Origin of the sequence: Streptomyces sp. NPDC059355 (genome assembly GCF_042752335.1) — a bacterium.
Taxonomy (GTDB): domain Bacteria; phylum Actinomycetota; class Actinomycetes; order Streptomycetales; family Streptomycetaceae; genus Streptomyces.
The window spans coordinates 61338-85624 of sequence record NZ_JBHYXN010000030.1 but is presented as its reverse complement, the minus strand read 5'-3'; the positions used below and the strand labels follow the sequence as shown (position 1 = coordinate 85624).

Below are 24287 nucleotides of genomic sequence, written 5' to 3'. Positions count from 1 at the left end.
GTACTGCAATCACAGTTAAGGGGCATGTCCGCGTTGTTTGTAGTGGCTGTCGCGGGCGCGTGTCTGACTGAGTCTTCGCCAGCGTGACCAGTGCAGATGGTGGTGGGCGGTGAGGTGGTGGGGGTGGAGGAGGTGGCCGATGAGGCGGCGTATCTCGCTACGGACAGCGGTATCAGGCCACCGCTGTTTCCCCTTTTGAGAGTTCGTGGGCGCGGACGGCGGTGAGTGCGGCGAGGGCGGCCATGGCGAGAGTGATGTGCCGGTACCAGGCGTGGTAGAGCCGGACCTGGTAGTGGTCCAGGCCGCACTCGCCCTTGGCGGTCTGGAAGCATTCCTCGACGGCCCAGCGGGCGCCGGCAACCCTGACCAGGTCTTTCATCCGGGTGCCGGCAGGCCCGTAGCAGACGTAGTAGGCGATGTCGGTCGGGTCTTTGAGACTGCGACGGGCCAGGACCCAGTGGCCGTGGCCGTTCTCCCACCAGATCCGGATCGGGATCCGCGCCCACTGGTAGACGCGCTCGCCGTGGGATCCCTTACCGGCGGACAGGCGCTTCCAGGACTGCGGCGCGAGGCCGGCGACGAGGTCGTCGACACGGCGTTCGCCCATGCCGCGAGTGATGACGGTGTCGCTGGTCTTCACACACATCACATGGCTGATGGACCGTTGTTCCATCCAGCATCGCAGCGATTTCGACTGCCCGTAGGCCTCGTCCGCTGTGACCCACGCGAACGGGACGCCGGCCTCGATCGCGCGGTTGAGCATGGCCTTGAAGTGTTCGGTCTTCGTCGCGAAGCAGACCTCGTCGGGGATTCCCGCGTCACGGCATCGCTCGCGGTCGTCCGTCCACGAGGCGGGCAGATACAGTTCCCGGTCGATCAGGGCCCGCCCCTTGGGCGAGGCATAGGCCAGGAACGTGCCGACCTGGCAGTTTTCGGTACGTCCGGCGGTGCCGGAATACTGCCGCTGGACGCCAGCCGAGCGCACGCCCTTCTTCAGGAAGCCGGTGTCGTCGCCGATCAGGACCGCGCCCTTGTCGCCGATGGTCTCGACGACGTAGTCCCGCACGTCGTCCCGCACCTTGTCCGCGTCCCAGTCCGCCTCGCCCAGCAGGCGCTGCATCCCGATCGGCAGCCGGTCACCCGCCCTCTCCGCCAGAGTCCAGCCGTTCTTCCGCTCCAACGGCGCGATCAGACCCCGCATATACGCAAGCGCCCGACCCCGCGGCTCCGACCTCACGAAACGCGACGCGAACCGGGCATGCAACCCGGCCAGCACCCCGTCCCACTCCTCAACCAACCCCACCCCGAGCTCAGTCACACACCAACTCAACCACACACAAGTGTGATTGCAGTACTAGAAGCTGATCGTGCCCCGCGCCGTCACGGGCCTCCGCCCGACGCCCCCCACCGGCAGCCGGCGACGCGTGGTGGAACCGTGCGGTGGCACGGGACGAGGCCCACGCACGCCCGAGGCGCTCGGACAACACCGCTCGCCGCGACCGCTCCTGATCCGGCACCGGTACATCCGACGGCATCGGGTCGACGCCCGCGCCGGACGCCGACCGGCCCTCGCCCGAGGAAGACGCGGCTGCCTTCCCCGGCGTCGCGACCTCGACTCCACCGTCCGTGCCAGCCCTGCTGGCCCCACCAACCCCACCGGCACGTACGGTCCCAACCCCACCGGCACCGGCACTGCCGGCCCCGACGTCGGCCGCCGTGGCCGAGGTCCGCCACCGGAGCGGCACGGCAGGCCGGTAGGCGAGGTCGCCGCCCGCGCGCCATGCGCCCGCCGCCGCGTCGAAGCGGAAGACCAGGGGCGCTTCGCGGTCGATCAGGGTGGGCGGCTCGCCGGACAGCCGGTGGTCCCGGAACGCCGGCAGCCTGTCCGTCACCCTCCGGGCATCGGTGACGAGTTCCACCTCCGCCGTGAGCCGGCGGACAAGCTCGGGCAGTACCACCGGCACCCGATCGTTCGGGGTCGTCGCCACGGCCGCGGACGGCGGCGTGGTGTCGGTGACCCCGGTGGTGCGGTGCATGTTCTACGGCCTGCCTTCGAGGAGCTGGTTGATGTCCGCGATGCTCTGGATGTACGCACGTCGCTGGACGTGGTCCATGTCGAGCAGTTCGTTGTGGGACCAGTGGAAGTGGTACGCGATGTACGCGATCTCGGAGCGAAGGTCCGCGGCCGCGTACACCTTCATCCCCCCAGGCGGCTCCCCATGTCGACGTCGAACTCGTGCCGACAGTCGGGGCAGACGGTCGATGCCACCGGCGTTCCGTCGAGATTGATCTTCTCGTAGAACCTCTGGAGGAAGGCCAGGTCGACGGCGAAGAGGTTCTCCACCACCCCGGAGTCGATGTCTTCGAGGGTTCCCAGCCTGGTGATGAGCCGGCTGAGGAGGACCACCGACAGATAGGCGGGATTCTCACGGACCCGGATGTCGGTCAGCGGAATGAGCTCGTCGCGAGCGGTCGCGAGCCGCATGACGCCCGTCCGGTGGGTGTTCCCGTGCCGGTCCACGTAACCGCGTGGAAGGGTGAACGGGAAGGACGTCGGGCCCGCCGCGGGCAGGGCGCCCCTGCCTGCGGCGGAACCGTCCGGGGGCACGGGCGGCGAGGCGGCGGTGCGGGCATCGGAGCCGGTGTGCCCCGCAGGTACGCGCCCCCTCCTCATTACGCGCCCGGGGTGATGCCGTTGTGGGCGATGGTGCCGGTGCCGGTCTCGCCGTAACCCTTCGGAAGGTCGACCTTCTTGAGGAACGCCTTCTGGAAGGACGTGCTCTTCACCTCCTGGTTCTCGTGGTACTCCACGATCGAGGCGTTCTTCCGCTTCGCCGAGTCGCTGCCCTCCTTCATCCACTTCTGGAGCGCTTCCAGGTTCTTCTTGTCCTTCGGGTCCGCGATGTCGGCGCCCGCGTAGAACTTGAAGGTGATGTCCTCGGGCGCCATCGGCTTCTTCGCTATGGTGACGAACTCGGTGTGACCCTGCGCGTTGGTGATCTGGACGGACTCGGTCTCGACTCCCTCGCTGGGCAGGCTCACCTCGGTGAACGTGGCGATGACCACGCCGTCGATCTTGAGGCCGTAGTAGGTGCCAGCCATTTCTGCTCCTTATGGGGTGCGCGTGTGCGGTTGTCGGCGGTGGAACGTGGGGTCGGGCTACTCGCCCGACATGGAGTCCTGCGCGATCCGGAAGACGACGAACTCGGCCGGCTTGACCGGGGCGACGCCGATTTCGCAGATGACCTGGCCCGCCTCGATCACCTCGGGCGGGTTCGTCGTCTCGTCGCAGCGGACGTAGAAGGCCTCGTCCGGCGAGTTGCCGAAGAGTGCGCCGCTGCGCCACTCGTTCGTGAGGAACGCGGCGATGTTGCGGCGGATGGTGGACCACAGGCGCACGTCGTTGGGTTCGAAGACGGCCCACTGCGAGCCCAGGTAGATCGACTCCTCCAGGTAGTTGAAGAGGCGTCGGACGTTCAGGTAGCGCCAGGCCGGGTCGCTGGAGAGGGTGCGCGCACCCCAGATGCGGATGCCGCGGCCCGGGAAACTGCGGATGCAGTTGATGCCCGCCGGGTTGAGCTGTTCCTGCTCGCCCTTGGTGACCTGGATGCCGAGGTCGAGCGCACCGCGCAGCACCTCGTTGGCGGGCGCCTTGTGGACGCCGCGCTCCTCGTCGTTGCGGGCCCACAGCCCGGCCACGTGGCCGGACGGCGGCATGAGGAAGCCTTCGCCGGTGGACGGGTCGGCGACCTGGATCCACGGGTAGTAGAGCGTGGCGTACTTCGAGTCGAAGCCCGCCTCGTTCTGCCTCCAGTCGTGCACCTCGGTGGGGCCCATGTCCGGGAGCGGGTCGAGGATGGCCATCCGGTTGGCCATGTTCTCGCAGTGGTTGATCATGGCCATCTGGATGGCCTTGACCTGCTCACGGCTGACGTTGCCCTGCTGGTAGGCGGCCATCAGGTCCGGGGCGACGACCATGGTGATGTCGTCGATGGCCTCGAGACCGGACAGGCCGGAGCGGTCGCCGACCTTGCCGACGTACTTGCCGACGACGTCCTTGGCCACGACCTCGCCGCTCGCGGCCCCGCTCTTCGGGCCGGCCGGGAGGGCCAGCGAGGAGGATTCGGGGAGAGCGAGCGCGGTGCCGGTGGCGGCCGGGGCCTCCTCCACCACGACGTACCGGGAGCGCTCCTTGACCTGCGTCACCACATACGCGGGGGAGGCCTTGTCGGCACTGACGTCGAAGGTCTCGGCGGCGGAGCCGTCCACCTTCACGGTGAAGGTGAAGGTGTCCCCGTCGTCGCCGGTGCCCGCGCCGGTGCCGGCACCGGCGTCGCCGTCCTTGGTGGCGGCCTTCGCCTTGTCCGCCGCGGTGCCGCCGGCGGCCGGGCGCTTGGCCTTCGGGTCGGCGGGCTTCTTCTGCACGTCGACCGATATGTCGCGGCCCGAGGCGGCCGGCAGAGCGGCGACGCGGAAACCGCCGAGCACCTGGGCCGGTGCGGTACCGGCGGACCGGGCGCCGCCGTCCACCGCGTTCTTGCCGGACCCGCCGACGCGGACGACGTAGCAGGTGCCACCGCCGTTGGCGAAGTAGCCGTAGACGGAGTGCGCGAGGTAGGAGCCCGCGATGAACTCGCCGAAGGTCTTGGTGAACTGACCCCAGTTGGTCACGCGGACCGGCTCGTTGAGCGGTCCCTGCTCAGCGAATCCGACAAAGGCGGCCACTGCCGTTCCGACGCCCTCGACGGGGCGGGAGCCGCCGACGGTTTCTTCTACGAATACGCCGGGGGACAGATAGGTTGCCATCCAGCACTCCTTCTTGGTGAGTTATCCCGAGGGTGAATCCTGGGCGCGGTTCGCACTTTCCGTCATGGGGGAATGGAAAGGTCCACCCGTTCTCCGGGGCCGTGGATTCTGTTCAGGATCATGACCAGGCGTTCGATGCCGTGTCAAATGACGGCAATGGATATGGAAGTTCGCCGGGCATTTGTCATCAGAGGTCTTCGGTGGATCAACATTTGGCCTACGGGAAATGGTTTCCCCGGATGAACAAGGTTGAACTGGTGACGATCAACCGGGGAGTCCACGAGTCAACTTTCGTCTTTCCCGCAGGAAGCCCGGACCTCGGACACTGGAGGCACCTGTGGCCGCGTGCGGCCGGGCACGGGAGACGAGCACGTGAGGAGGACGGCGGGTGAGCCACCCCGACGCGGAGGGCCGGTACGAGGCCCTGGAGAAGTTCGGTACCGATTTCACGGCGGCGGCTCGTGAGGGCAAGCTGGATCCGGTCATCGGGCGTGATCAGGAGATCCGGCGGGTCGTGCAGGTCCTGTCGCGGCGTACGAAGAACAACCCGGTGCTGATCGGTGAGCCCGGTGTCGGCAAGACGGCCGTCGTCGAGGGCTCGCGCAGCGCATCGTGAAGGGGGACGTCCCCGAGTCCCTGAAGAACAAGCGCCTCGTCTCCCTGGATCTGGGCGCGATGGTCGCGGGTGCCAAGTACCGCGGCGAGTTCGAGGAGCGTCTGAAAGCCGTCCTCGCGGAAATCAAGGACAGCGACGGGGAAGTGGTCACCTTCATCGACGAGCTGCACACCGTCGTCGGGGCCGGGGCGATCGGTGATTCGGCGATGGATGCGGGCAACATGCTCAAGCCGATGCTGGCCCGCGGGGAGCTGCGGATGGTGGGTGCGACCACTCTCGACGAGTACCGCGAGCGGATCGAGAAGGATCCGGCGCTGGAGCGGCGCTTCCAGCAGGTGCTGGTGGCCGAGCCGTCGGTGGAGGACACCATCGCGATCCTGCGCGGGCTCAAGGGCCGCTACGAGGCCCACCACAAGGTGGTCATCAACGACAGCGCGCTGGTCGCGGCCGCGACTCTCTCCGACCGGTACATCACCTCCCGGTTCCTTCCCGACAAGGCCATCGACCTGGTCGACGAGGCCGCCTCCCGCCTCCGCATGGAGATCGACTCCTCTCCCGTGGAGATCGACGAGCTCCAACGATCCGTGGACCGCCTGCGGATGGAGGAGCTGGCACTGAAGGACGAGTCCGACCCCGCATCGCGCGAACGCCTGGCCAAACTGCGCAAGGACCTCGCCGACAAGGAGGAGGACCTGCGGGGCCTGACGGCCCGCTGGGAGAAGGAGAAGCAGTCCCTCAACCGGGTCGGCGAGCTCAAGGAGCGCCTCGACGAGGCACGCGGGCAGGCCGAGCGGGCCCAGCGCGACGGCGATTTCGACACTGCCTCCAAGCTGCTCTACGGAGCGATCCCCGCCCTCGAAAGGGAGGTCGAGGAGGCCGTGGAGGCGGAACGCGAAGCCTCTCGCACCCTTGACCCCGACGAGCAGATGGTCAAGGAGGAGGTCGGCCCGGATGACATCGCGGACGTGGTGGGCGCCTGGACCGGCATCCCGGCGGGTCGTCTCCTGGAGGGTGAGACGCAGAAGCTGCTGCGTATGGAGGACGGGCTGGGCCGGCGTCTGATCGGCCAGGGCGAGGCCGTGCGGGCCGTCTCGGACGCCGTGCGCCGCACCCGGGCCGGCATTGCGGATCCGGACCGGCCGACCGGCTCGTTCCTGTTCCTGGGCCCGACGGGGGTGGGCAAGACGGAGCTGGCCAAGGCGCTCGCGGACTTCCTCTTCGACGACGAGCGGGCGATGGTCCGCATCGACATGTCGGAGTACGGCGAGAAGCATTCGGTGGCGCGTCTGGTGGGCGCCCCGCCCGGGTACGTGGGTTATGAGGAGGGCGGTCAGCTGACGGAGGCCGTGCGCCGGCGTCCGTACTCGGTGGTGCTGCTGGACGAGGTGGAGAAGGCCCATCCGGAGGTCTTCGACATCCTGCTCCAGGTCCTGGACGACGGGCGTCTCACGGACGGCCAGGGCCGGACGGTGGACTTCCGCAACACGATCCTGATCCTGACCTCCAATCTGGGTTCCCAGTTCCTGATGGATCCGGCGGCCTCGGCGCAGGAGAAGAAGGCCAGGGTCCTGGAGGTGGTCCGGGGGAGTTTCAAGCCGGAGTTCCTCAACCGCCTGGACGATCTGGTGGTGTTCTCCGCGCTGAGCGAGGAGGAGCTGGCCCATATCGCGGAGCTTCAGATCGCCGCTCTCGCCGGGCGTCTGGCGCAGCGCCGCCTGACCCTGGACGTCACCCCGCAGGCCCTGGCCTGGCTGGCGGACAAGGGCAACGACCCGGCCTACGGCGCGCGGCCCCTGCGCCGTCTGATCCAGACGGCCATCGGCGACCGCCTCGCCAAGGAGATCCTCGCGGGCGAGGTCCGCGACGGCGACACCGTCCGCGTCGAGGCCGAAGACGGCCACCTGCTGATGGGAGCGCGCGGCGAGGCGCGGACGCGGCGGGCCTGAGGGGCGGCGGTCCGAGGACCGCCGCCGCCCGGTATCAGACCTCGTACACGCGGGTGTCCGCGGTCCGGCGGGCTGCGCCCGCCCCGACGGTGGTGCTCTTACCCGCGTCGGTGCTCGTACCGGCATCGGCGGTCCTCGGCAGGACGAGCGCGCTGGGGATGACGTACTCCAGTTCGGCCGCGGCGGAGCCTCCGGCGCCGTCCTGCGGGACGATCGTGTGCTCCTTGTGCGGCTTCCCCCGGGCCCACAGCGCCAGGAGGCTGGGCTTCTTGTCCCACTCGACGCGGATCCGGACCGTCGCACGGTTCCCGTACTGGAGCGTCCCCTCCCCGTACGACAGGGTGTCCGACCGCTCGTGCCCCATGTTGCTCGTGTGGTTGCGGGCCGTCTCCCGCTTGTACGCGACTCCGGCCGTCGCGTTGCCGCCGAGCTGCTGGACTCCCATCAGGGTGCCCGCGGTGCCGGTCGCGGAGAAGGTCGGCCCCGTGGTGCGCGTTTTGCTGTCGGCCAGGGAACCGGCCGCCTTGTGGGCCGTCGCCATGCTGGCGTTCGGCAGGGAGACGGGGCCGGCCGGCTGCCCGTCCGGCAGCAGCGAGATCCACACCCGGCAGTCGTAGTTCCAGGTGTGGTTGCCGCCCGTCAGGTGGGCCAGCAGCTTCGCGCTGCGCCCGATGAAGCTCGTCCCGAGGGCCATGAGGTGCTGGCCCGAGAGCACCTGTTCCAGCAGGTCGAAATTCCGCGGGGTCCGCAGTGCCTCGGGGAGCCCGGCGTGCACCTGCGCGAAGAGTTCGGTATCGACGTGCAGACTGCGCACCTGGCTGCTGAGGGGCAGGGGCAGGGGCTGGGGCAGGGGCACGGAAAGGGCCGGGAGTTGGGGCCGGGATTGATTCCGCGGAGTCTTTGGTGCGGGTGCACGGAAAGCCCTGCGATTTCTCTGGTCACGCTCGAAAGTGGTGCTGTAAACGGATCCGGGCATAGGTCACCACCGCACGGTCGAAATTTTCACACTGTCCGTCAGAAGTGTGGCACGGTAATACGACGGGCCCGATAGGACGAAAGTCCCGAAGGACGGATCGGGCTGCGGGGGAGAAGGGGGCCGGCAATTGCCCGGCCGACCCCCGGCCGGCCCCCTCGGTCAACCCGAATTCCTACCTCTTCTTTCCGTGCGGATCAGCCGGTCGTGATCGTTCCGCGCGTCTCGGTGCTGAGCGAGCGCCGGAGCTCGGGACGGCGTCGCTGCCGGGCGGGCTCCTTGACGCTCTGGGAGCGCCTGAGGGGGTTGATCTCGTGCCACGCCGCGTACTGCCGGTCCGCCCCCGGTGCCCAGCCGACCGAGCCGTCGTACCACGGCCCGACCGCCCACTCCGTACGGGTGCCCCCGGGCAGCACCGTCCCGCCGGGCCCCTGCTTCGTCCGGCGGCCGATGCACCTGCGGTGCGGCGAGCGCCGGGTCGCCGGTGTCGTCTGCATGGCGGCTTGGGCCATGGCGTCGCCCGCGTGCTCCCACGAGTACTGCGCGAGGTAGCCGTAGAGCGTACGGGCCTCGTCCCAGCGGCCGGCCAGGTCCTGCTGGAGCCGCTCGACGGCGTCGGCCCAAGTCTCGGGCACCGACTCGCCCGGCTCCACGCGGACCACGCAGTTCCCGCCACCGGGGGCCTGGTCGAAGAAGCCGGCGGCGCCGCTCTCCGCGTTGACGAGGACGGGTATGCCGCGGCCCGCGGCTTCCGTGGCCACCAGACCGAACCCCTCGTGCAGGGACGGCATGATCACCGCGTCCGCACGCTCACGGTCCTCCTGGAGATCGGCCGGGTTCTTGGTGAAGGGCAGGAGCGTCACGGTGCCTTCCGCGCCGTACGCCTCCACCTTCGCCATCCACTCCCCGTACTCCTTCGGCTCCTTGAGCGGATCCGGCCCTCCCCGGACCGTCAGGTGGAAGACCGCTCCGTGGCGCTTCTTCAGGATCCCCATGGTGCGGATCGCGTTGTCGACGCCCTTGATCTCGTCCGTGGCCCGGCCGGGCAGCAGGAGGTCGACCCGCCCCGCACCCCCGTGCGGGCCCGCCACGAGGGTTCCGATCTCCGTACCGGGTACGAACTCGTGCAGGCCCGGCACGTGCACCACCTGATCGGACAGGCGCTCGCACTCGGCGGTCAGCAGCGCCCCCACGCCCGTCACGAGATCGGCTCGGTGCATGACCCTGCGCTCGGCGACGGCGTTCTTGGCGCCCTTCTCCCAGCGTCCCTTGATCTTGTCCAGCCGCACCGGGCTCGTGTGCAGGAAGTGGATCAACCGGGCCGTCGGGTACCACTTCTCCCGGATGGCCTTGGCCGCCGGTCCCGAGAAGCGGGAGTGCCCGATGACCAGGTGGAACGGTTCACCCCCCGGCGCGGGCAACCCGTATCCGTCCGGAGGGCCCGCCACCAGTGACTCCAGCACGTCACGCGGCTCGATGCCGGGAACGGGAGCGTTGACGATGCGCGTGTCGCCGTGCTGCCGGCGCATCTTCTCGTCGTCGTATTCGGTGTCCGGATCGACCGTCAGCAGCGTCACGTCGTGACGCTGCGCCAGCCCCTTGCACAGCTCCATGTTGAACACCGGGACACCCCCCAGGCCCAGTCCGCTGACGTCGGACAGGACCAGGATCCGCAATCGCTGCCGGTCCGGCTCGGTTTCCACCTGCATGTTGCTCCTCCTGTACGTGACTCCCCATCAGCATCACTGGAGGTGCGGGTCGAAAACCATGGACCAATGTCCCTAAACGCCGCGAAACGGCTTCCGGACCGCCTACTGCGGCTTCGGGCCCTTCATCAGCTTGCTGAGCTGCTCCAGGGCGCCTTCCTTCATGCCCCGGACGTAGTCCCAGCCGTTGTGGTCGCCGCCCTGGATCTCGTGGATCGTGACCTTGACCGGGCCCTTGCCGAACTGCTGCTGGAACTTCTCCATCCGCTCGCGCCCGCCCTCCTTGGTGCCGTACTGGAAGAAGACGTTCACCTCGGGACCCTTGTCGGCGATCAGCTTCGGGGCGAGCTTCTCGGGGTTGTTCGCGTCCATCTCCGCCTGGTGGCCCTTCCAGAGCGGCGAGTCGGGGACGATCTCGCCGCCGTTGGCGATGACGGCCCGGAAGCGGTCCGGCTTCTGCAGGAGCTGCTTGAGGCCGACGAAGGCGCCCGAGGAGTTGCCCATGAAGGCCCAGCCGTCGCGGGACTTGTAGGTACGGAAGTTGGCCCGGGCGATATCGGGCACGTCCTCGCCGATCCAGGTGCCCATCTTGGCCTGGCCGGGGATGTCGGAGCCGTCGTAGTAGTACTTGGCGTCCGGGTTGAGGATCGGCATGACCACGATGAAGGGGAGGCTCTTGCCGGCCGCGGCGCCCTCGGAGATGGCCGCCTGGAGGCCCAGCTTCGGCATGGTCGCCCAGTAGTTGTCGGCGTTCCCGTTGCCTCCGGGCAGCGCGATCATGACCGGGAAGGCGCTCTTCGCGTACTCCGGGCGGTCGTACTCCTTCGGCGTCCACACCCAGACGCTGCCGTCGAAGCCGGACTTGGCGCCCTTCACCTTGGCCTTGGATATGCGGGTGCCGTCGTCCAGCTTGACCGTCTGCTTGAACTCGGTGAACGGGCCGGCGGGGAGGGACACGTCCGGGTCCGCGCTCGGCGCGGAGGCCTGCTTCCCGCCGCCGGCCCCGGCCCCGGCGCCCTTGCCGTTGTCCGCTGCGGCGGGGGGCTTCGCGTAGCTGACGGCCTCCCCGTTCCCGTCGAACCAGTCCGTCTTCCAGTAGATCAACCCGGCGCCGGCGCCGGCTATGAGCGCCACCGCCACCGCGGAGCCGATCCACGCCTTCTTGCGGGATCGCCTGGGCGGCTGCGGCTGCGGCTGCGGGTACACGTGCACGAACTTCGCTCCGAACAGTTGCGGCTGCCCTCGGGCGGGCAGAACGGGTGGGTCCTCGCCTCTTTGGATGTGTTTTTCGACCTCGGGGTTGCAGAAACGTGCAACAGATGTCGTTTATGTTTCAAATGAGACGGGGTGGCGTTCTGCGTGGAGATCGGCAAGGCTCAAGCCCATGGTCTCGGTGGTGCAGAACGTGGCGATCGATTGTGCGGACGCCTACGGGCTGGCCCGGTTCTGGGCCGGCGTGACGGGCCGTCCGCTGGATCCCGGGGCCCGCCCGGGTGACCGGGAGACCCGGGTGCCGCTGGCGGAGGGCCCGGTGCTGTACTTCAACCAGGTGCCCGAGGCCAAGACGGTCAAGAACCGGATCCATCTGTGCCTGCGCCCCGAGACCTCGCGCGACGAGGAGGTCGGCCGGCTGCTGGGCCTCGGCGCCGTCTTCGCCGCCGATCACCGCGAGCCCGACGGCTCCGGCTGGGTGATCCTCGTCGACCCCGAGGGCAACGAGTTCTGCGTCCTGCGCAGCGAGTCCGACCGGGCCGGGCGGGGCGAGGGCCGAGCGGGCTGAGCCGCAACGGGCAGGCTGAGCCGCGCCGAGCGGACCGAGCGGTTCCGGACAGGTTTCGCGCACCGTGCGTGATGTTCCGGCCGACGATCGGCGGGGCGGGAGGTGCCAGGTCCGGGTACTGGCGAAATGTGATCCATGGGAGCCCTGGCCGGTAATCGACCCATCTGCGCGCTTCAACGCCCTTTGCGGAGCATGCGGATTGATCCCTACGCTACGGTAACTTCGCTGTCTGTAACGGGGATGTCCCATGGAGAACGTGAAGCATGAACACCAGCACACCGAATCGCCACAGCCGCTTGGAGGCCCTGGGGGCCCACGTCCCCGAGACCGTGGTCACCACCCGGGAGCTGACCGAGGGGATGGCCGCTGTCCGTGACGCGGACCTCCAGCGGATCACCGGAGTCGCCGAGCGCCGGGTGTACGACCCGGACCCGGCGGCCGCCGAGAACTCCTTCTCGATGGCCCTGTCCGCCGCGCGGGACTGCCTCGAGGCCTCCCGCTACGAGGCCGCCGACCTCGACGTCGTCATATCGGCCTCGATCACCCGCTTCACGGACGGCGGCCGCTTCACCTTCGAACCGTCCTTCGCCTCTCTCATCGCCCGCGAGCTCGGCGCGCGAAGGGCCGTCCACTTCGACGTGTCCAACGCCTGCGCCGGCATGATGACCGGCGTCTACCTGCTCGACCGCATGATCCGCTCCGGCGCGGTACGCAACGGCCTGGTCGTCAGCGGCGAGCAGGCCACCGCCGTCGCCGAGACGGCGGCCCGCGAGATCACCGACTCCTACGACCCGCAGTTCGCCTCGCTCTCCGTCGGCGACTCGGCGGCCGCCGTGGTCCTGGACGCCTCCACCGACGAGGCCGACCGGATCCACTACGTGGAACTGATGACCTGCGCCGAGTACGCGCACCTGTGCATGGGCATGCCGAGCGACCGCAGCCAGGGCATCGCCCTCTACACGGACAACAAGAAGATGCACAACCGCGACCGGCTCAAACTGTGGCCGCGGTTCCACCGGGACCTCCTGGCCAAGCAGGGCCGGGAGTTCACCGACGAGGCCTTCGACTACGTCATCCAGCACCAGGTCGGCACCCGGTTCATCGACTACGTGAACCAGACCGCCGAAGCCGAGTTCGGGGCCCCCATGCCCACCTCCCTCGCGGTCGTCGAGAAGTACGGCAACACCGCCACCACCGCCCACTTCCTGACGCTGCGCGAGCACCTGCGGGCCGGCACCGCCCGCACCGGATCCCGGTTCCTCATGGTCCCCGCCGCCTCCGGCGTGGTGACCGGCGCCCTGTCGGCCACGATCACGGACATGGGGGTCTGAACCATGGGAATGGTCATCGCCGCAGCCCACACCGCCACGCACCACGGCGCCGGACCCGCCTGCGCCGTCGAACTCGCGAGCCGCGCCGCCCGCGCCTGCCTGGATCAGGCGCAGGTCTCCCCGTCATCCGTCGGCGTCCTCATCAACGTCGGCGTCTACCGGGAGTCCAACACCTTCGAACCGGCCCTCGCGGCCCTGGTCCAGAAGGAGGTCGGCATCAATCTGGACTACATCGCCGACCCGGCCCCCGCCGCCGGCTTCTCCTTCGACCTCATGAACGGAGCCTGCGGCGTCCTGAACGCCGTACAGCTCGCCCAGAGCCTCCTCGACACCGGCAGCGCCGACCGCGCCCTGATCACCGCCGCCGACGTGCACCCCGGCGGCGACGCCCGCCGCGACCCCCACTACCCGTACGCGGACCTGGCCGGCGCCCTCCTCCTGCAGCGCAGCGCCGACCCCGGCGCCGGTTTCGGCCCGGTGTCCGTGTACGCGGGCGACGGGCCCACCGACACCGAGGGGTACCTCGACACCGCGGCCATGGGCAGCGACGGCCGCTCCCGGATCACGGTCCGCCGTACGGAGGGACACGGCGCGCGGCGCTCCGCGCACGCCGCCGCCTGCACCGCCGCGTACATCCGCGAGCACGGCATCGACCCGGACCGCACCCTCGTGGTCGGCCCGCGAGCCGCGCACGGCAATGTCGTCGCCGGCGAGCCGCACACCGCGGCGCCGATCCTCGGCTACCTCCAGGCCCTGGCCGCCCCGCGCCCCGAGGACCGGGACCGGCTGCTCATCGTCACCGCCGGCGCCGGGCCCAGCGCCGCCTGCGCCTCCTACCGGCCCGAAGGCTGGTGACGCGCCACCATGACCACGAGCACCGTCCCCCTTTCCACGACCGCCGCAGGCCTGGCCGACCGCCTGGAGCGCAACGCCGCCGCCTTCCCGCACAAGCCGGCCGTCATCCACCCCGACGGCCGCGAGCCGGGGGGCCGCCCGCGTTACCGCGAGGTCACCTACGGGCAGTTACAGGACACGGTCGAGGAGATCGCCCACGGACTCGCCCGCGCCGGGATCACCCGCGGGACCAAGACCGTACTGATGGCGCCGCCCGGCCCCGAGCTCTTCGCCCTCGCCTTCGCCCTCTTCCGGCTCGGCGCCGTCCCCGTCGTCGTCGACCCCGGCATGGGCGTGCGCCGGATGCTCCACTGCTACCGCGCCGCCGGCGCCGAGGCGTTCATCGGACCGCCCCTCGCCCACCTCGTACGGGTCCTCGGCCGGCGCACCTTCGGCGGCGTACGCATCCCCGTCACGCTCGGCCGCCGCCGGCTGTGGGGCGGCCACACCCTCGCCGCCCTGCGCGCCACCGCCGGGCCGCGGCCCCCCGCGGCCGACGTGGGCGGCGACGACCTCCTGATGATCGGGTTCACCACCGGAAGCACCGGCCCCGCCAAGGGAGTCGAGTACACCCACCGCATGGCGCTCTCCATCGCCCGCCAGATCGAGGCCGCCCACGGCCGCACCCGCGACGACACGTCACTGGTGACCCTGCCCTTCTACGGGATCCTCGACCTCGTCTACGGATCCACCACCGTCCTCGCCCCCCTCGCCCCGGCCAAGGTCGCCCAGGCCGAACCCGCCCTGCTCGTGGACGCGCTGGAACGGTTCGGCGCGACCACCATGTTCGCCTCGCCCGCCCTGCTGCGGAACCTCGCCGACCACCTCACCGCCGAGGGCCGCTCCCTGCCCGACCTGCGCTGCGTCGTCTCCGGCGGTGCGCCCGTCCCGGACTCCGTCGTCTCCGCCCTGCGCACCGTCCTCGACGAGAAGGCGTCCGTCCACGTCACGTACGGGGCCACCGAGGTCCTGCCGATCTCCTCGATCGAATCCGGGGAGATCCTCGGCGAGACCTCCGCGGGCAGTGCCCGCGGAGCCGGCACCTGCATCGGCCGCCCCGTCCCCGGCACCCGCGTCCGCATCGTCCCCGTCACCGACGGCCCGCGCCCCCGCCTCCACGCCGGGACCGCCCTGCCCGCCGGCAGCATCGGCGAGATACTCGTCGAGGGCGAGTCCGTCAGCCCCCGCTACCACGACGCGCCCCGCTCCGACGCCCTGCACAAGGTGCTCGAGACCCGGCCCGACGCCGCGGCGCTCACCTGGCACCGCACCGGCGACCTCGGATACCTCGACGACCTCGGCCGGCTCTGGTTCTGCGGCCGCACCTCCCAGCGGGTGCGCGCCGCGGGCCGGGACCTGCACACCGTGCGCTGCGAGGGCGTCTTCAACGCCCATCCGCTGGTGCGCCGCAGCGCCCTGGTCGGCATCGGCCCGGCCGGCGCCCAGCGCCCCGTCGTCTGCGTGGAGACCGGCGTCCCGGTCGGCAGCGCCGCCTGGCGGGACCTGGTCGTCGAACTGCGGGCCCTCGCCTCCGAACACGTGCCCACCCGGGGGCTGGAGGAGTTCCTGCACCACCCCGCCTTCCCGGTCGACATCCGCCACAACGCCAAGATCGGCCGCGAGCAGCTGGCCCGCTGGGCCGAGCGCCGCCTCGCCCCGCCCCCGCCCCCGTTCTCCCGGGCCCGCGCGGCCCGCCTCGTACCGATCGCCGGCTGGGCGTACCTCCTCGGCGGCGCCCTCTGGGCTGCCGTCGGGGACGTCCCCGACGTACCCCTGCTGCGCTGGCTCTGGTGGGCCGACGCCTTCCTCAGCATCCCGGTGCACGCCGCGCAGATCCCCCTCGCCCTGCCCCGGGGCAGGGCCGCGGGCCGCGGCAGCACCGCCACCGCCGCACTGACCATGCTCTACGGCGCGACCTGGTGGCGGGCGCTTTGAAACCTCTCCGCCCTGAGGGGCGGGGATTCCTAGCTCACTTTGCCTGACCCCTGGCAGGGGGCGGGTCTTACAAGATCAGCACTAGCCGGGTTGAGACCAGCCCGGACGAGCATGACGCGTGCGGAGTTCTTGTCCCTGGGAGAAGAGATTCCGCATGCGGTGCACGTGTACGTCCTTTCGGAAAGGGGGAGTGCGTGCTTGGTTCTCGCTCCGCACCGTGCGCAGTCCATGGTGGTGTGCGCGGGGTGCACAAGGCGCAGTTTCCGGCCGTGCTTGCGGGCCTGCTCGATCAGTGCCGTCTTCGTGGCACCGATCGCGGCGTCGGCCGATTTGCGGGCCATGCTGGACTTCGCGAGGAAGCGCGGCCGGAAATCTTCCACGGCGATTTGGTCGAAGTCCCGGACGATGGTCTTGGCCCACTTGCGGCCGGTGTCCTGGCGCTGCCGGGCGATCTTCTTCGAAACCTTCGCCGCAGCCCTCCGGGCCTCGCGGTACCCGGCAGTGTCGGGCCGGTTCTTGGGCGTCGCACGCCGGGCCATCATCCGCTGGTAGCGGGCGAGCCGGGCAGCGGAGGTCTTGCCGTGCTCGGCGTGCCGGAGGTCGTGGGCGTCGGAGGTGGTCGTGGCGGTTTCCTTCACACCCCAGTCCACACCGATCACCGCTCCCGTCTCCGGCAGCGGCTGTGTATGGGCCGTCACTACGAACGACGCGTACCAGTGCCCGAGACTGTCGCGGTACACGCGCACGCTAGTGGGGTCGGACGGCAGGTCACGAGACCACACGACCGTCAGGAGGATCCCGCCTGCCAGGTGCAGACGGCCGTCCCTGACCGAGAACCCGCGCCGCGTGTAGTTCAGCGACGGTGCGGCCTCCCGCTTCCGCTTGATCCGGGGCATCCCGGCCCGCTGCCGCATCGGCAGCTTCGCCTTGATGTCTTTCACCGCCTTGGTCCGGGACTTCGCGAAGTCCCGGACCGTCTGCTGCTGCGGCACCGAAGCCCCCTCACGCAGCCAGGCCACCGACCGGCGGGCCGCAGTCAACATCTTGTCGAGCTGCGCCGGACCGCAGGTGATTTTCCGTTCGGCGTCCCTGTTGAGGGCGTGGACCTTACGGGACGTTGCCACACACTCGTTCCATACCCACCGGCACCGCGCGCATTCGGCTTCAAGCCGGGTCAACGCGGTCGACGAGGCGCGCAGCCGGTACGTGTACCGGGCAACCCCAGCACCGTCGGTCATCAGCGTCGTCATGACCGCAACGTAACAGTCCTCACTGACAATCAGAGAAGGTGCAGGTCCCGTCAGATGCATAGAGAACACAGGTGCTCCGAGCCTTCGAGTCGAGGATCCACTCTTCCCCGGTCTGAAGGCCGGAGCTTCCAGGAAGAAGTCCGGTGAACATCCTGATCACCGGGGCCACCGGCTTCCTCGGCGGCCACCTCGCCGACGCCTGCCTGCGCGACGGCCACCGGGTCCGCGCCCTGGTCCGGCCGGGCAGCGACACGGCCCGGCTGAGCGCCCTCGGACCGGGCATTGACCTCGTACCCGGCGACCTCGCCGACACGGCCTCGCTGGCGCGCGCGGCCATCGGCTGCGACACCGTGCTGCACAGCGCCGCCCGCGTCGTCGACCACGGCAGCCGCGCCCAGTTCGAGGAGGCCAACGTCGCCGGAACGCAGCGGCTGCTGACGGCGACCCGCGCGGCGGGCGCCACCCGCTTCGTCTTCGTCAGCAGCCCGAGCGCGCTGATGCACCTGCGCGAGGGCGACCGGCTCCGGATCGACGAGAGCACCCCCTACCCCACCCGGTTCTTCAACCACTACTGCGCGACGAAGGCCGCCGCGGAGCAGTACGTACTGGCCGCGAACACACCGGACTTCACCACCTGCGCCCTGCGCCCGCGCGGCATCTGGGGCCCCCGCGACCACGCGGGCTTCCTGCCCCGCATGATCGCCTCGATGCGGGAGGGCCGGCTGCCCGACCTGTCCGGCGGGAAACGCGTACGGGTCTCGCTGTGCCACGTCGACAACGCCGTCGACGCCTGCCTGCGCGCGGCCGCCGCCCCCGCCGAACGCATCGGCGGCAAGGCGTACTTCATAGCCGACCGCGAGGTGACCGACCTGTGGGCCTTCCTCACGGACGTCGGCTCCCGTCTCGGCTGCCCGCCACCGCACCCCCGCATCCCGGTCACGGCCACCCGGGCCCTGGCCGGGGCGGTGGAGACGGCATGGCGCCTGCGCCCCTCGGCCGCGACGGGGCCGCCGCTGAGCCGCTACACGACGGCCCTCCTCACCCGCTCCACCACGTACGACACGGGCGCCGCCCGCCGCGACCTCGGCTACGACCCGCCGCGCACCCGGGAGGACGGCGTGAGCGGGCTGCTCCGCTGGATCCACGCCAACGGCGGCCTCCAGGCCTGGACGCAGCCGGGCCGCACCCGTACCGACCAGGGAACGACACGACGATGACAACCCCTCTCATCCCGTACCGGCGACCGGTGTCGCCCACGGAACACCTCTACCTGGCCGCCGGCCACGCACGCGGCGCCATGGCCCTGCGCATCGTCGTGGAAGGGCACACCGTCCCCGGACCGGCGGCCCTGCGCGCGGCGGTCGCCCGGGCCGCCGAGACGTGCCCCGGCTCCCGCCTGGTACGGCGCGGGCCCGTCTGGACCGCCGAGGGCCCGCTGCCCGCGATCCGCTACGCGGCTCCCGCCGCCGGGCCCATCGACGTGTCCGACCCGGCCACGGCGGCACTCCTCACGGGCCGCTCGCACCGCGACGCCGCACCGGGCTGCGAGGTCCTGGCCATTCCCGGCACCACCGCGGGCACGGCCGTGCTGGTGTTCAGCGCCCCGCACGCCCTGATGGACGGTCACGGCGCCCTGACCTGGGTACGGGAGGTCTTCCGCGCCCTGCGCGGGGAGCCCGGCCGCCCCGCCCTCGCCCCGGACAGCGACCGCGGCCTCCTGCGCCGCCTGGGCGCCACCGCCCGGCGCCCGTCCCTCGCCCCCGACCGCCCGTCCCCCCTGGGCCGCCCGGCCCGGGGCCCCGAGCAGATCCTCTGGCTCCGCCGAACCCTCCCCACCCACCACCCGGCCCTCACGGCGCGCCTGGCCCAGGCCCTGGCGGACAGCGCGGCGCCGGGCGGCGGCACCCGGGTCATGGTCCCGGTCGACCTGCGGCGCCACCGCCCCGGCATCGCCGCGACCGGCAACCTCACCCTTCCCCTGTTCCTGGAGCTGAGCCCCGGACAGGAGTGGCCGAGGGCACACGGCGCCCTGCTCCGGGCCCTCTCGAAGAAGCAGGAGCTCGCCGAGGGCTTCGAGTCGGCCCTGCTCCCACTGCCGCCGGCGGCCGGTCGCCTGCTGCTGCGGGCCGCCCAGGCCGCCGCCGTACGGGCCGACCGCCATCTCGCCTCGGTCGTCGTCTCCCACCTGGGGCGCCTGGACCCGGCCGAGTTCTCCGGCGGGGGCTTCACCGCGACGACGCTGTACGCGCTGCCGGTCCACGCGCCGCTGGTCCCCGTCTCGGTGGTCGCCACCGAGACGGACACCGCCACGGAGCTCACCATGGGCGTCCGCGGCGGCCCCGACCTGGCCGAACGTGCCACCCGCCTGCTGGACGAGGTCCTGACCCGCCTCCCGGCCTCCCCGGCCCCACCGCCCGCGCCCGCGTCCCCCGTGCCGCGGCCCGATGCCGTGCCGCCCCGCGCCACCGTCGTGGAACTGTTCCGTGCGCAGGCCGCCCGCACGCCCCGGGCGCCCGCGCTCGACGGGCCCGGCGGGGTGGTCACGTACGCCGAACTGGACCGCCGCTCCGATGTCGTCGCCGCCGCGCTGATCCGCCGCGGCATCGGCCGCGAAGACCTTGTCGGTCTGGTCGTCGACCGCACCCCGGCCGGGGTCTGCGCCCTGTGGGGGATCCTCAAGGCGGGCGCCGCCTACGTGCCGCTGGACCCCGCCCACCCCGCCGCGCGGACCGCGGACATCCTCCGCTCCTGCGGCGCCCGGCTCTGCCTGACCCGGCGCCACCTCGCCGAGCCCCTCACCGCGCTCGCCCCCTGCCCGCTCCTCCTCGCCGAGGACCTCGCCGAGGACCACGGCACCGTCCCGCGGGCGCCCCTGCCCGCACCCCGGGCCCCCGCGCCCGAGGACCTCGCGTACGTCATCCACACCTCCGGCTCCACCGGCCGCCCCAAGGGCGTGCAGATCGAACACCGCGCCCTCGCGGGCTTCGTCCACTGGATGACGCGGGTCTGCCGCGTGGACGCCCGGACCCGCTTCGGCTTCGCGTCCTCCTACGGCTTCGACATCTCCTGCTTCCCCCTCTTCCTGCCCCTCCTGGCCGGCGGCACGATCGTCCTCGCGCCCGACGCCCCCTCGCGCGCCACCCTGCGCCGGCTCGTCACCGACCACCGCGCCGACGCCCTCGCCCTCACCCCCTCCCACCTGCCCTTCCTGTCCGATGCCGATGCGGGCGGCGACGCCGGCGGCGTACGCACCCTGCTGCTCGGCGGCGAACCGCTGACTCCGGCCGCCGTCCGCAGCGCCCGTACCGCCTTCGGCCCCGACTGCCGCATCATCAACGGCTACGGCCCCACCGAGGCGACCGTCGTCTGCCTCGCCCATGTCGTGGACGACGCGCGCCCGACCACGGCCGCGACCCTCCCCATCGGCACCCCCGGCCCCTACGCCCGCGTCGACCTCGTCACCGAGGACGGCGAGCGCATCGGCACCGGGGCCGAGGACACCGGCCGCACGGGGGAGATCGTCGTCAGCGGCGCCCAGGTGGCCCGCGGTTACCTCGGACCGCCCGACGGCGGCCCCTCCCCGTTCGCCGAGCACGAGGACGGCACCCGCACCTACCGCACGGGCGACCTCGGCCGGCGACTGCCCGGCGGGGAGGTCGAGTTCGCCGGCCGCATCGACGGTCAGCTCAAGATCGCCGGGCATCGCATCGAGCCCGCGGAGATCGTCGCCGCGCTCGAAGCCCGGCCCGAGGTGAGCCGCGCCGCCGTGGCCGCCCGCCGCCGCCCGCACACCACCACGCCAGTCCTGTGCGCGTACGTCGTCCCCCGCGCCGAAGCCCCGCACGGCGGCCCCGGCCTCCCCGAGACCCTCCGCTCCGCGCTGGCCGCCCTGCTGCCCGCCGCCATGGTCCCGGCGCACGTCGTCACCGTCGACGCCATCCCCAGCACGGTCGGCGGCAAGGCCGATCTCGACGCCCTGCCCGACCCCTTCACCACGGCCCCCGCTCCCGCCCGCGCCGTCGCCCCCGACGGGGCGGAGCCCGCCACCCTCCGGGCCCGGGTGGCCGCCCACTGGTCCGCGATCCTCGCCGTGGAGCCCGCCCGGCTGTCCGCGGAGTCCGACTTCCAGGCCTTGGGCGGAGACTCCCTCGCCCTCGTGGAGATGCTCACCGCCGTCTCCGAGGACCTCCTGGAACCCGCGCAGGCCCGCCGCTTCATGGCCGGCCTCGACTGCCTGGTGCGGAACCTGACGCTCGCGCAGCTCTGCGCCCACCTCACCGCCGCCCGAGAGGAGCTCCCCGCATGATCTTCGTCGGAGACGGCGCACTCCTGCACCGGGCCGTCGCGTACGCGGCGGCGCAAGGCCACCCCGTGGACCTCGTCTGCTCCGCGGACCCGCAGGACGCGACGGACGGCGCCCGGCACCTGCACCTCCCCGCCCCCGCCGACATCAACGCCCACGCCGACGCCCTGGCGCGCACCTGCACCGACGGCATCGTCTGGTCCCTCAACAACCGCCGGATCTTCCGCGCACCGCTCCTCTCCCGGGGCCTGCGCATCCTCAACATCCACAACGGCCTGCTGCCCCGCCACCGCGGACTGCCCTCCGTGGCCGTCCTCTTCGCCCTGCTGAACGGCGAGCACGAGTACGGCGCCACCCTCCACGAGGTCGACGCGGGCATCGACACCGGCCGCGTCCTGGCCGTACGCCGCTTCCCGATCGCCCCCGACGCCCGCCACTTCCAGGTCATGCTCCGCGGCGTCCGCGCCTGCCAGACCCTGTTCGAGGAAACCCTGGCGGCGGTCGCCGCGGGCGATCCCCTCCCGCCCCCGCCCGCCCCCGCGGGCCCGCCGGCGTACCACGGCACCCGCACCCTGGCCCGCCTGGCGGCCCACCGCGGCCACCCGGCCTACGCCCGCGCCACGGACCTCGGCCCCTTCGCCGCGTACGCCCCGGAACTGACCGCGGCGATCGGAACGCAGGCGCCCGCCGGCTGACCCCGTGAACCCCTGCCCAGCGCCACGAACCGTGCGCGCCGCGGCGGCGATGTCCGGCGCCGGTGCGTTCAGCCGCCGGCACCCGGACCGTGACACAGGGGGTTTCGTGACGGGACGGGTGTTTCGTCACGCGTTGTCGGCGGGGCTGGTCTCCCCGGACCCCGGTTTGCGGCGGGCCCGGTACGCCCGCGCCCGGCAGGCGGCCGAGCAGTGCCGGGCCGGCCGGCCCGGACGGCCCGGCAGGGGGCCGCGGCCTCCTGCCGCCGGGAGCGCCGCGCCGCAGCCGGGGCAGCGGGGCGGACCGTCCGGACCGTCGGGGCCGACCGCAGCCGGCTTCGGCTCCGGCTTTGGCTCCGGCTCCGGATCCGGCACGGGGGTCGGATCCGTGACCGGACCCGTGGCCGGACCCGAGGCCGGAGCGGGTGCCGCCCTTTCCGGCAGTGGCCGGTGAGGCTGCGTCAGACCCTGCCGCTCGGCGATCACCCCGGCCTGGAAGCGGCTGTGCGCGCCCAGGCCGAGCAGCAGCTCCGAGACGTGCCGGCGGCAGGTCCGCAGCGATATGCCCAGGCGTCGCGCGATCGAGTCGTCCTTCAGCCCCTTGGCCAGGAGCGCCAGGATGCTCTTCTTGACCGTCTCCGAGATGTCGTGCGCCGCCTGCGGGCCCGTGGCGAACGGCGTCGCGTACTCCCAGTCCCGATCGAAGACGTCCAGGAGGTAGCCGAGCAGGTCCGGCTCCCGGATCAGCAGTGCCCCGCCGGACCGCGACGGCAGGAAGCCCAGTTCCCCGTCGACGACGATCATCTGCGGGAGCACCTCCGGCAGTGTGCGGATCTCCGCCCCCGCCTCGATCAGCCGCTCGGCGTGCGTCCGTGTCGGCGGATCGAAGCGGGTGGCGTGCTGGTAGAGGCTGCGCATCCGCACCCCCCGCTCCAGCAGTGCCAGGTCACGCGGTAACGCCTCGCGCAGCGCGGCCTCCGGGAAGGAGCCGCCGTGCTTGGACACGAGCACTTCGGCGCGGCTGCCGTCGATGACCTCGGTGAGGAGTTCGCGCACCGCGAACTGGTCGGGCAGGTGGTCGATCGTGCCCTGGGGGAAGGCGTGCTGCCGAGCCTGGAGGTATACGGGGATGAGCCCGGTCAACGCGTCACGTCGGCGCTGGAGTTCGTCCCTGCGCACCCGCAGTTCTTCCTCGTGCGTGCGCAGCGCTGCCTCGGGGGCGGACAGCAGTCGTGCCCCCGCCGCCTGTGGACTGACGGCCTGCCAGCCGTCGCCGTCGGGCCGTACCAGACAGGTGTCGGTGAGCAGGCGTAACGCGGCGCGGCATTCCTCCTGTGTCAGACCGGTTTCTCCCGCGGCCTTCGGCAGGTCCGAGGAGCGCAGCCCGCCGTGCACGAGCATCCACCGGTACAGGGCGACCGCCGAGTCGTCGACCTCGGGCATGCCCGCTGCCATGCCCGTTTCCACGTGCTTGCCTCCTAAAGGTGCATGGCACACAGATGATCCACTACGGGCCTGCCGCTGTCATCCCGCGGCTGGCAGAGTCGGGAGTAGCGGGACGGCATGACCAGCCGGATCCCGCCCGTCACATGTCATACGTCGCAGAGGAGTTGTCGTGATCAACAAGACCGTACGGGGGATGGCGGTGCTGGCCGCCGCGGGAATGGTCTGGCTGGGCGCCGCGAGCGCGACGGCGGACACGACGGCGAGCGCGACCGTGGTGTCGGCCGGGGCCGATACGCCCGGCGGGGCGTTGACGCTGCGTCCGGGCCATGTCGGCGAGGGCGACGACCGGGGCCACGCCTGCGCCACCACGACCGCGTGGGGCACCGGCGACTGCCCCCGCAAGCGGCTCAACTGAGACCGCCCGGCTGACCGGGTGCGGGGGCGGCGGATCCCATCCGCCGCCGGTTGGGTGGATGCGGGCCCGAACCCGGTGGAAGGGCAGAACATGACGGAACGGTCTGCGGGGCGCTGCCCCGCAGACCGTTCTGATCCGCGAACGGATCGTCACCGCACCAGCTGAACGGGTGTGTCACCCGTGGTTCAGTGGAA

21 protein-coding genes are annotated in these 24287 nt (G+C 71.5%); 10 read left to right on the top strand and 11 right to left on the bottom strand.

Going from position 1 to position 24287, the window contains the following annotated elements; genetic code table 11:
* Positions 1-172: 172 nt before the first annotated feature.
* The 6 genes from ACFXGI_RS26120 to ACFXGI_RS26095 all read right to left on the bottom strand — a co-directional run bounded on the left by ACFXGI_RS26120 (position 173) and on the right by ACFXGI_RS26095 (position 4806).
* Positions 173-1297, bottom strand: a complete 1125-nt coding sequence (locus tag ACFXGI_RS26120) for an IS701 family transposase (protein ID WP_384711247.1) — start codon at positions 1295-1297, stop codon at positions 173-175.
* 13 nt (positions 1298-1310) lie between these two features.
* Positions 1311-2036, bottom strand: a complete 726-nt coding sequence (locus tag ACFXGI_RS26115) for a hypothetical protein (RefSeq protein ID WP_384711220.1) — start codon at positions 2034-2036, stop codon at positions 1311-1313.
* A 3-nt stretch (positions 2037-2039) separates the two neighbouring features.
* Positions 2040-2201, bottom strand: a complete 162-nt coding sequence (locus ACFXGI_RS26110) for a DUF6760 family protein (protein ID WP_384711217.1) — start codon at positions 2199-2201, stop codon at positions 2040-2042.
* On the bottom strand, positions 2198-2521 hold the full coding sequence (locus ACFXGI_RS26105) for a hypothetical protein (protein WP_384711214.1): 324 nt from the start codon (positions 2519-2521) through the stop codon (positions 2198-2200). The genes ACFXGI_RS26110 and ACFXGI_RS26105 overlap by 4 nt, the downstream gene beginning before the upstream one ends.
* A gap of 152 nt (positions 2522-2673) precedes the next feature.
* Positions 2674-3102, bottom strand: a complete 429-nt coding sequence (locus tag ACFXGI_RS26100) for a hypothetical protein (protein WP_384711211.1) — start codon at positions 3100-3102, stop codon at positions 2674-2676.
* A gap of 57 nt (positions 3103-3159) precedes the next feature.
* Positions 3160-4806, bottom strand: coding sequence for a phage tail sheath family protein (locus ACFXGI_RS26095; protein ID WP_384711209.1), 1647 nt, complete (start codon positions 4804-4806; stop codon positions 3160-3162).
* A gap of 388 nt (positions 4807-5194) precedes the next feature.
* On the opposite strand from ACFXGI_RS26095, the gene ACFXGI_RS26090 reads away from it, so the two are divergent.
* Together ACFXGI_RS26090 and ACFXGI_RS26085 are read left to right on the top strand one after the other, a co-directional pair.
* Entirely contained in the window at positions 5195-5422 is a 228-nt protein-coding gene (locus tag ACFXGI_RS26090; RefSeq protein ID WP_384711206.1) for a hypothetical protein, read from the top strand.
* A 59-nt stretch (positions 5423-5481) separates the two neighbouring features.
* Positions 5482-7368, top strand: coding sequence for an ATP-dependent Clp protease ATP-binding subunit (locus tag ACFXGI_RS26085; RefSeq protein ID WP_384711244.1), 1887 nt, complete (start codon positions 5482-5484; stop codon positions 7366-7368).
* 34 nt (positions 7369-7402) lie between these two features.
* Here the strand turns inward: ACFXGI_RS26085 and ACFXGI_RS26080 are convergent, their stop codons facing one another.
* The 3 genes from ACFXGI_RS26080 to ACFXGI_RS26070 form a co-directional block, all read right to left on the bottom strand.
* Positions 7403-8224: a hypothetical protein gene (locus tag ACFXGI_RS26080; protein WP_384711203.1), complete on the bottom strand. Its 822-nt coding sequence runs from the start codon at positions 8222-8224 to the stop codon at positions 7403-7405.
* 314 nt (positions 8225-8538) lie between these two features.
* Positions 8539-10050 carry a glycosyltransferase family 4 protein gene (locus tag ACFXGI_RS26075; RefSeq protein WP_384711201.1) on the bottom strand — a complete coding sequence of 504 codons (1512 nt, stop codon included), beginning with the start codon at positions 10048-10050 and terminating at the stop codon, positions 8539-8541.
* Between the two features lie 102 nt (positions 10051-10152).
* A complete protein-coding gene (locus tag ACFXGI_RS26070; protein ID WP_384711198.1) occupies positions 10153-11259 on the bottom strand; it encodes an alpha/beta hydrolase in 1107 nt (368 codons plus the stop codon).
* A gap of 172 nt (positions 11260-11431) precedes the next feature.
* Here ACFXGI_RS26070 and ACFXGI_RS26065 point away from each other — a divergent pair, with 172 nt between their 5' ends.
* The 4 genes from ACFXGI_RS26065 to ACFXGI_RS26050 all read left to right on the top strand — a co-directional run bounded on the left by ACFXGI_RS26065 (position 11432) and on the right by ACFXGI_RS26050 (position 15987).
* Positions 11432-11827: a VOC family protein gene (locus ACFXGI_RS26065; protein WP_384711195.1), complete on the top strand. Its 396-nt coding sequence runs from the start codon at positions 11432-11434 to the stop codon at positions 11825-11827.
* A gap of 263 nt (positions 11828-12090) precedes the next feature.
* Complete coding sequence (locus tag ACFXGI_RS26060; RefSeq protein WP_384711193.1) at positions 12091-13158, top strand: 3-oxoacyl-ACP synthase III family protein; 1068 nt, start codon at positions 12091-12093, stop codon at positions 13156-13158.
* A 3-nt stretch (positions 13159-13161) separates the two neighbouring features.
* The gene (locus ACFXGI_RS26055; RefSeq protein ID WP_384711190.1) at positions 13162-14013 is read left to right on the top strand and encodes a hypothetical protein; all 852 of its coding nucleotides are present in this window, start codon (positions 13162-13164) and stop codon (positions 14011-14013) included.
* A 9-nt stretch (positions 14014-14022) separates the two neighbouring features.
* The gene (locus ACFXGI_RS26050) at positions 14023-15987 is read left to right on the top strand and encodes a fatty acid CoA ligase family protein (RefSeq protein ID WP_384711187.1); all 1965 of its coding nucleotides are present in this window, start codon (positions 14023-14025) and stop codon (positions 15985-15987) included.
* A 29-nt stretch (positions 15988-16016) separates the two neighbouring features.
* Here the strand turns inward: ACFXGI_RS26050 and ACFXGI_RS26045 are convergent, their stop codons facing one another.
* Positions 16017-17237 carry an RNA-guided endonuclease InsQ/TnpB family protein gene (locus ACFXGI_RS26045; RefSeq protein WP_384711184.1) on the bottom strand — a complete coding sequence of 407 codons (1221 nt, stop codon included), beginning with the start codon at positions 17235-17237 and terminating at the stop codon, positions 16017-16019.
* A gap of 143 nt (positions 17238-17380) precedes the next feature.
* Between ACFXGI_RS26045 and ACFXGI_RS26040 the strand changes: the two genes are divergently transcribed.
* From ACFXGI_RS26040 to ACFXGI_RS26030, 3 genes are read left to right on the top strand one after another with little or no spacing between them, the layout of a single operon-like run.
* Complete coding sequence (locus ACFXGI_RS26040; protein ID WP_384711181.1) at positions 17381-18454, top strand: NAD-dependent epimerase/dehydratase family protein; 1074 nt, start codon at positions 17381-17383, stop codon at positions 18452-18454.
* Positions 18451-21543: an amino acid adenylation domain-containing protein gene (locus tag ACFXGI_RS26035; RefSeq protein WP_384711178.1), complete on the top strand. Its 3093-nt coding sequence runs from the start codon at positions 18451-18453 to the stop codon at positions 21541-21543. The genes ACFXGI_RS26040 and ACFXGI_RS26035 overlap by 4 nt, the downstream gene beginning before the upstream one ends.
* Complete coding sequence (locus tag ACFXGI_RS26030) at positions 21540-22235, top strand: formyltransferase family protein (RefSeq protein WP_384711175.1); 696 nt, start codon at positions 21540-21542, stop codon at positions 22233-22235. Before ACFXGI_RS26035 ends, ACFXGI_RS26030 begins: the two co-directional genes overlap by 4 nt.
* Before the next feature lie 126 nt (positions 22236-22361).
* On the opposite strand, the gene ACFXGI_RS26025 is transcribed toward ACFXGI_RS26030, so the two are convergent.
* Positions 22362-23687 carry a LuxR C-terminal-related transcriptional regulator gene (locus tag ACFXGI_RS26025; RefSeq protein ID WP_384711173.1) on the bottom strand — a complete coding sequence of 442 codons (1326 nt, stop codon included), beginning with the start codon at positions 23685-23687 and terminating at the stop codon, positions 22362-22364.
* A 160-nt stretch (positions 23688-23847) separates the two neighbouring features.
* Here ACFXGI_RS26025 and ACFXGI_RS26020 point away from each other — a divergent pair, with 160 nt between their 5' ends.
* On the top strand, positions 23848-24093 hold the full coding sequence (locus ACFXGI_RS26020; RefSeq protein ID WP_384711170.1) for a hypothetical protein: 246 nt from the start codon (positions 23848-23850) through the stop codon (positions 24091-24093).
* Positions 24094-24287 lie beyond the last annotated feature (194 nt).

Coding starts and splice junctions, on each gene's coding strand:
- ACFXGI_RS26050 (WP_384711187.1), top strand. CDS start 14,023: ATGACCACGAGCACCGTCCCCCTTTCCACGACCGCCGCAGGCCTGGCC.
- ACFXGI_RS26055 (WP_384711190.1), top strand. CDS start 13,162: ATGGGAATGGTCATCGCCGCAGCCCACACCGCCACGCACCACGGCGCC.
- ACFXGI_RS26075 (WP_384711201.1), bottom strand. CDS start 10,050: ATGCAGGTGGAAACCGAGCCGGACCGGCAGCGATTGCGGATCCTGGTC.
- ACFXGI_RS26115 (WP_384711220.1), bottom strand. CDS start 2,036: ATGCACCGCACCACCGGGGTCACCGACACCACGCCGCCGTCCGCGGCC.
- ACFXGI_RS26060 (WP_384711193.1), top strand. CDS start 12,091: ATGAACACCAGCACACCGAATCGCCACAGCCGCTTGGAGGCCCTGGGG.
- ACFXGI_RS26085 (WP_384711244.1), top strand. CDS start 5,482: ATGGTCGCGGGTGCCAAGTACCGCGGCGAGTTCGAGGAGCGTCTGAAA.
- ACFXGI_RS26065 (WP_384711195.1), top strand. CDS start 11,432: ATGGTCTCGGTGGTGCAGAACGTGGCGATCGATTGTGCGGACGCCTAC.
- ACFXGI_RS26030 (WP_384711175.1), top strand. CDS start 21,540: ATGATCTTCGTCGGAGACGGCGCACTCCTGCACCGGGCCGTCGCGTAC.
- ACFXGI_RS26045 (WP_384711184.1), bottom strand. CDS start 17,237: ATGACGACGCTGATGACCGACGGTGCTGGGGTTGCCCGGTACACGTAC.
- ACFXGI_RS26035 (WP_384711178.1), top strand. CDS start 18,451: ATGACAACCCCTCTCATCCCGTACCGGCGACCGGTGTCGCCCACGGAA.
- ACFXGI_RS26110 (WP_384711217.1), bottom strand. CDS start 2,201: ATGAAGGTGTACGCGGCCGCGGACCTTCGCTCCGAGATCGCGTACATC.
- ACFXGI_RS26100 (WP_384711211.1), bottom strand. CDS start 3,102: ATGGCTGGCACCTACTACGGCCTCAAGATCGACGGCGTGGTCATCGCC.
- ACFXGI_RS26025 (WP_384711173.1), bottom strand. CDS start 23,687: ATGGCAGCGGGCATGCCCGAGGTCGACGACTCGGCGGTCGCCCTGTAC.
- ACFXGI_RS26095 (WP_384711209.1), bottom strand. CDS start 4,806: ATGGCAACCTATCTGTCCCCCGGCGTATTCGTAGAAGAAACCGTCGGC.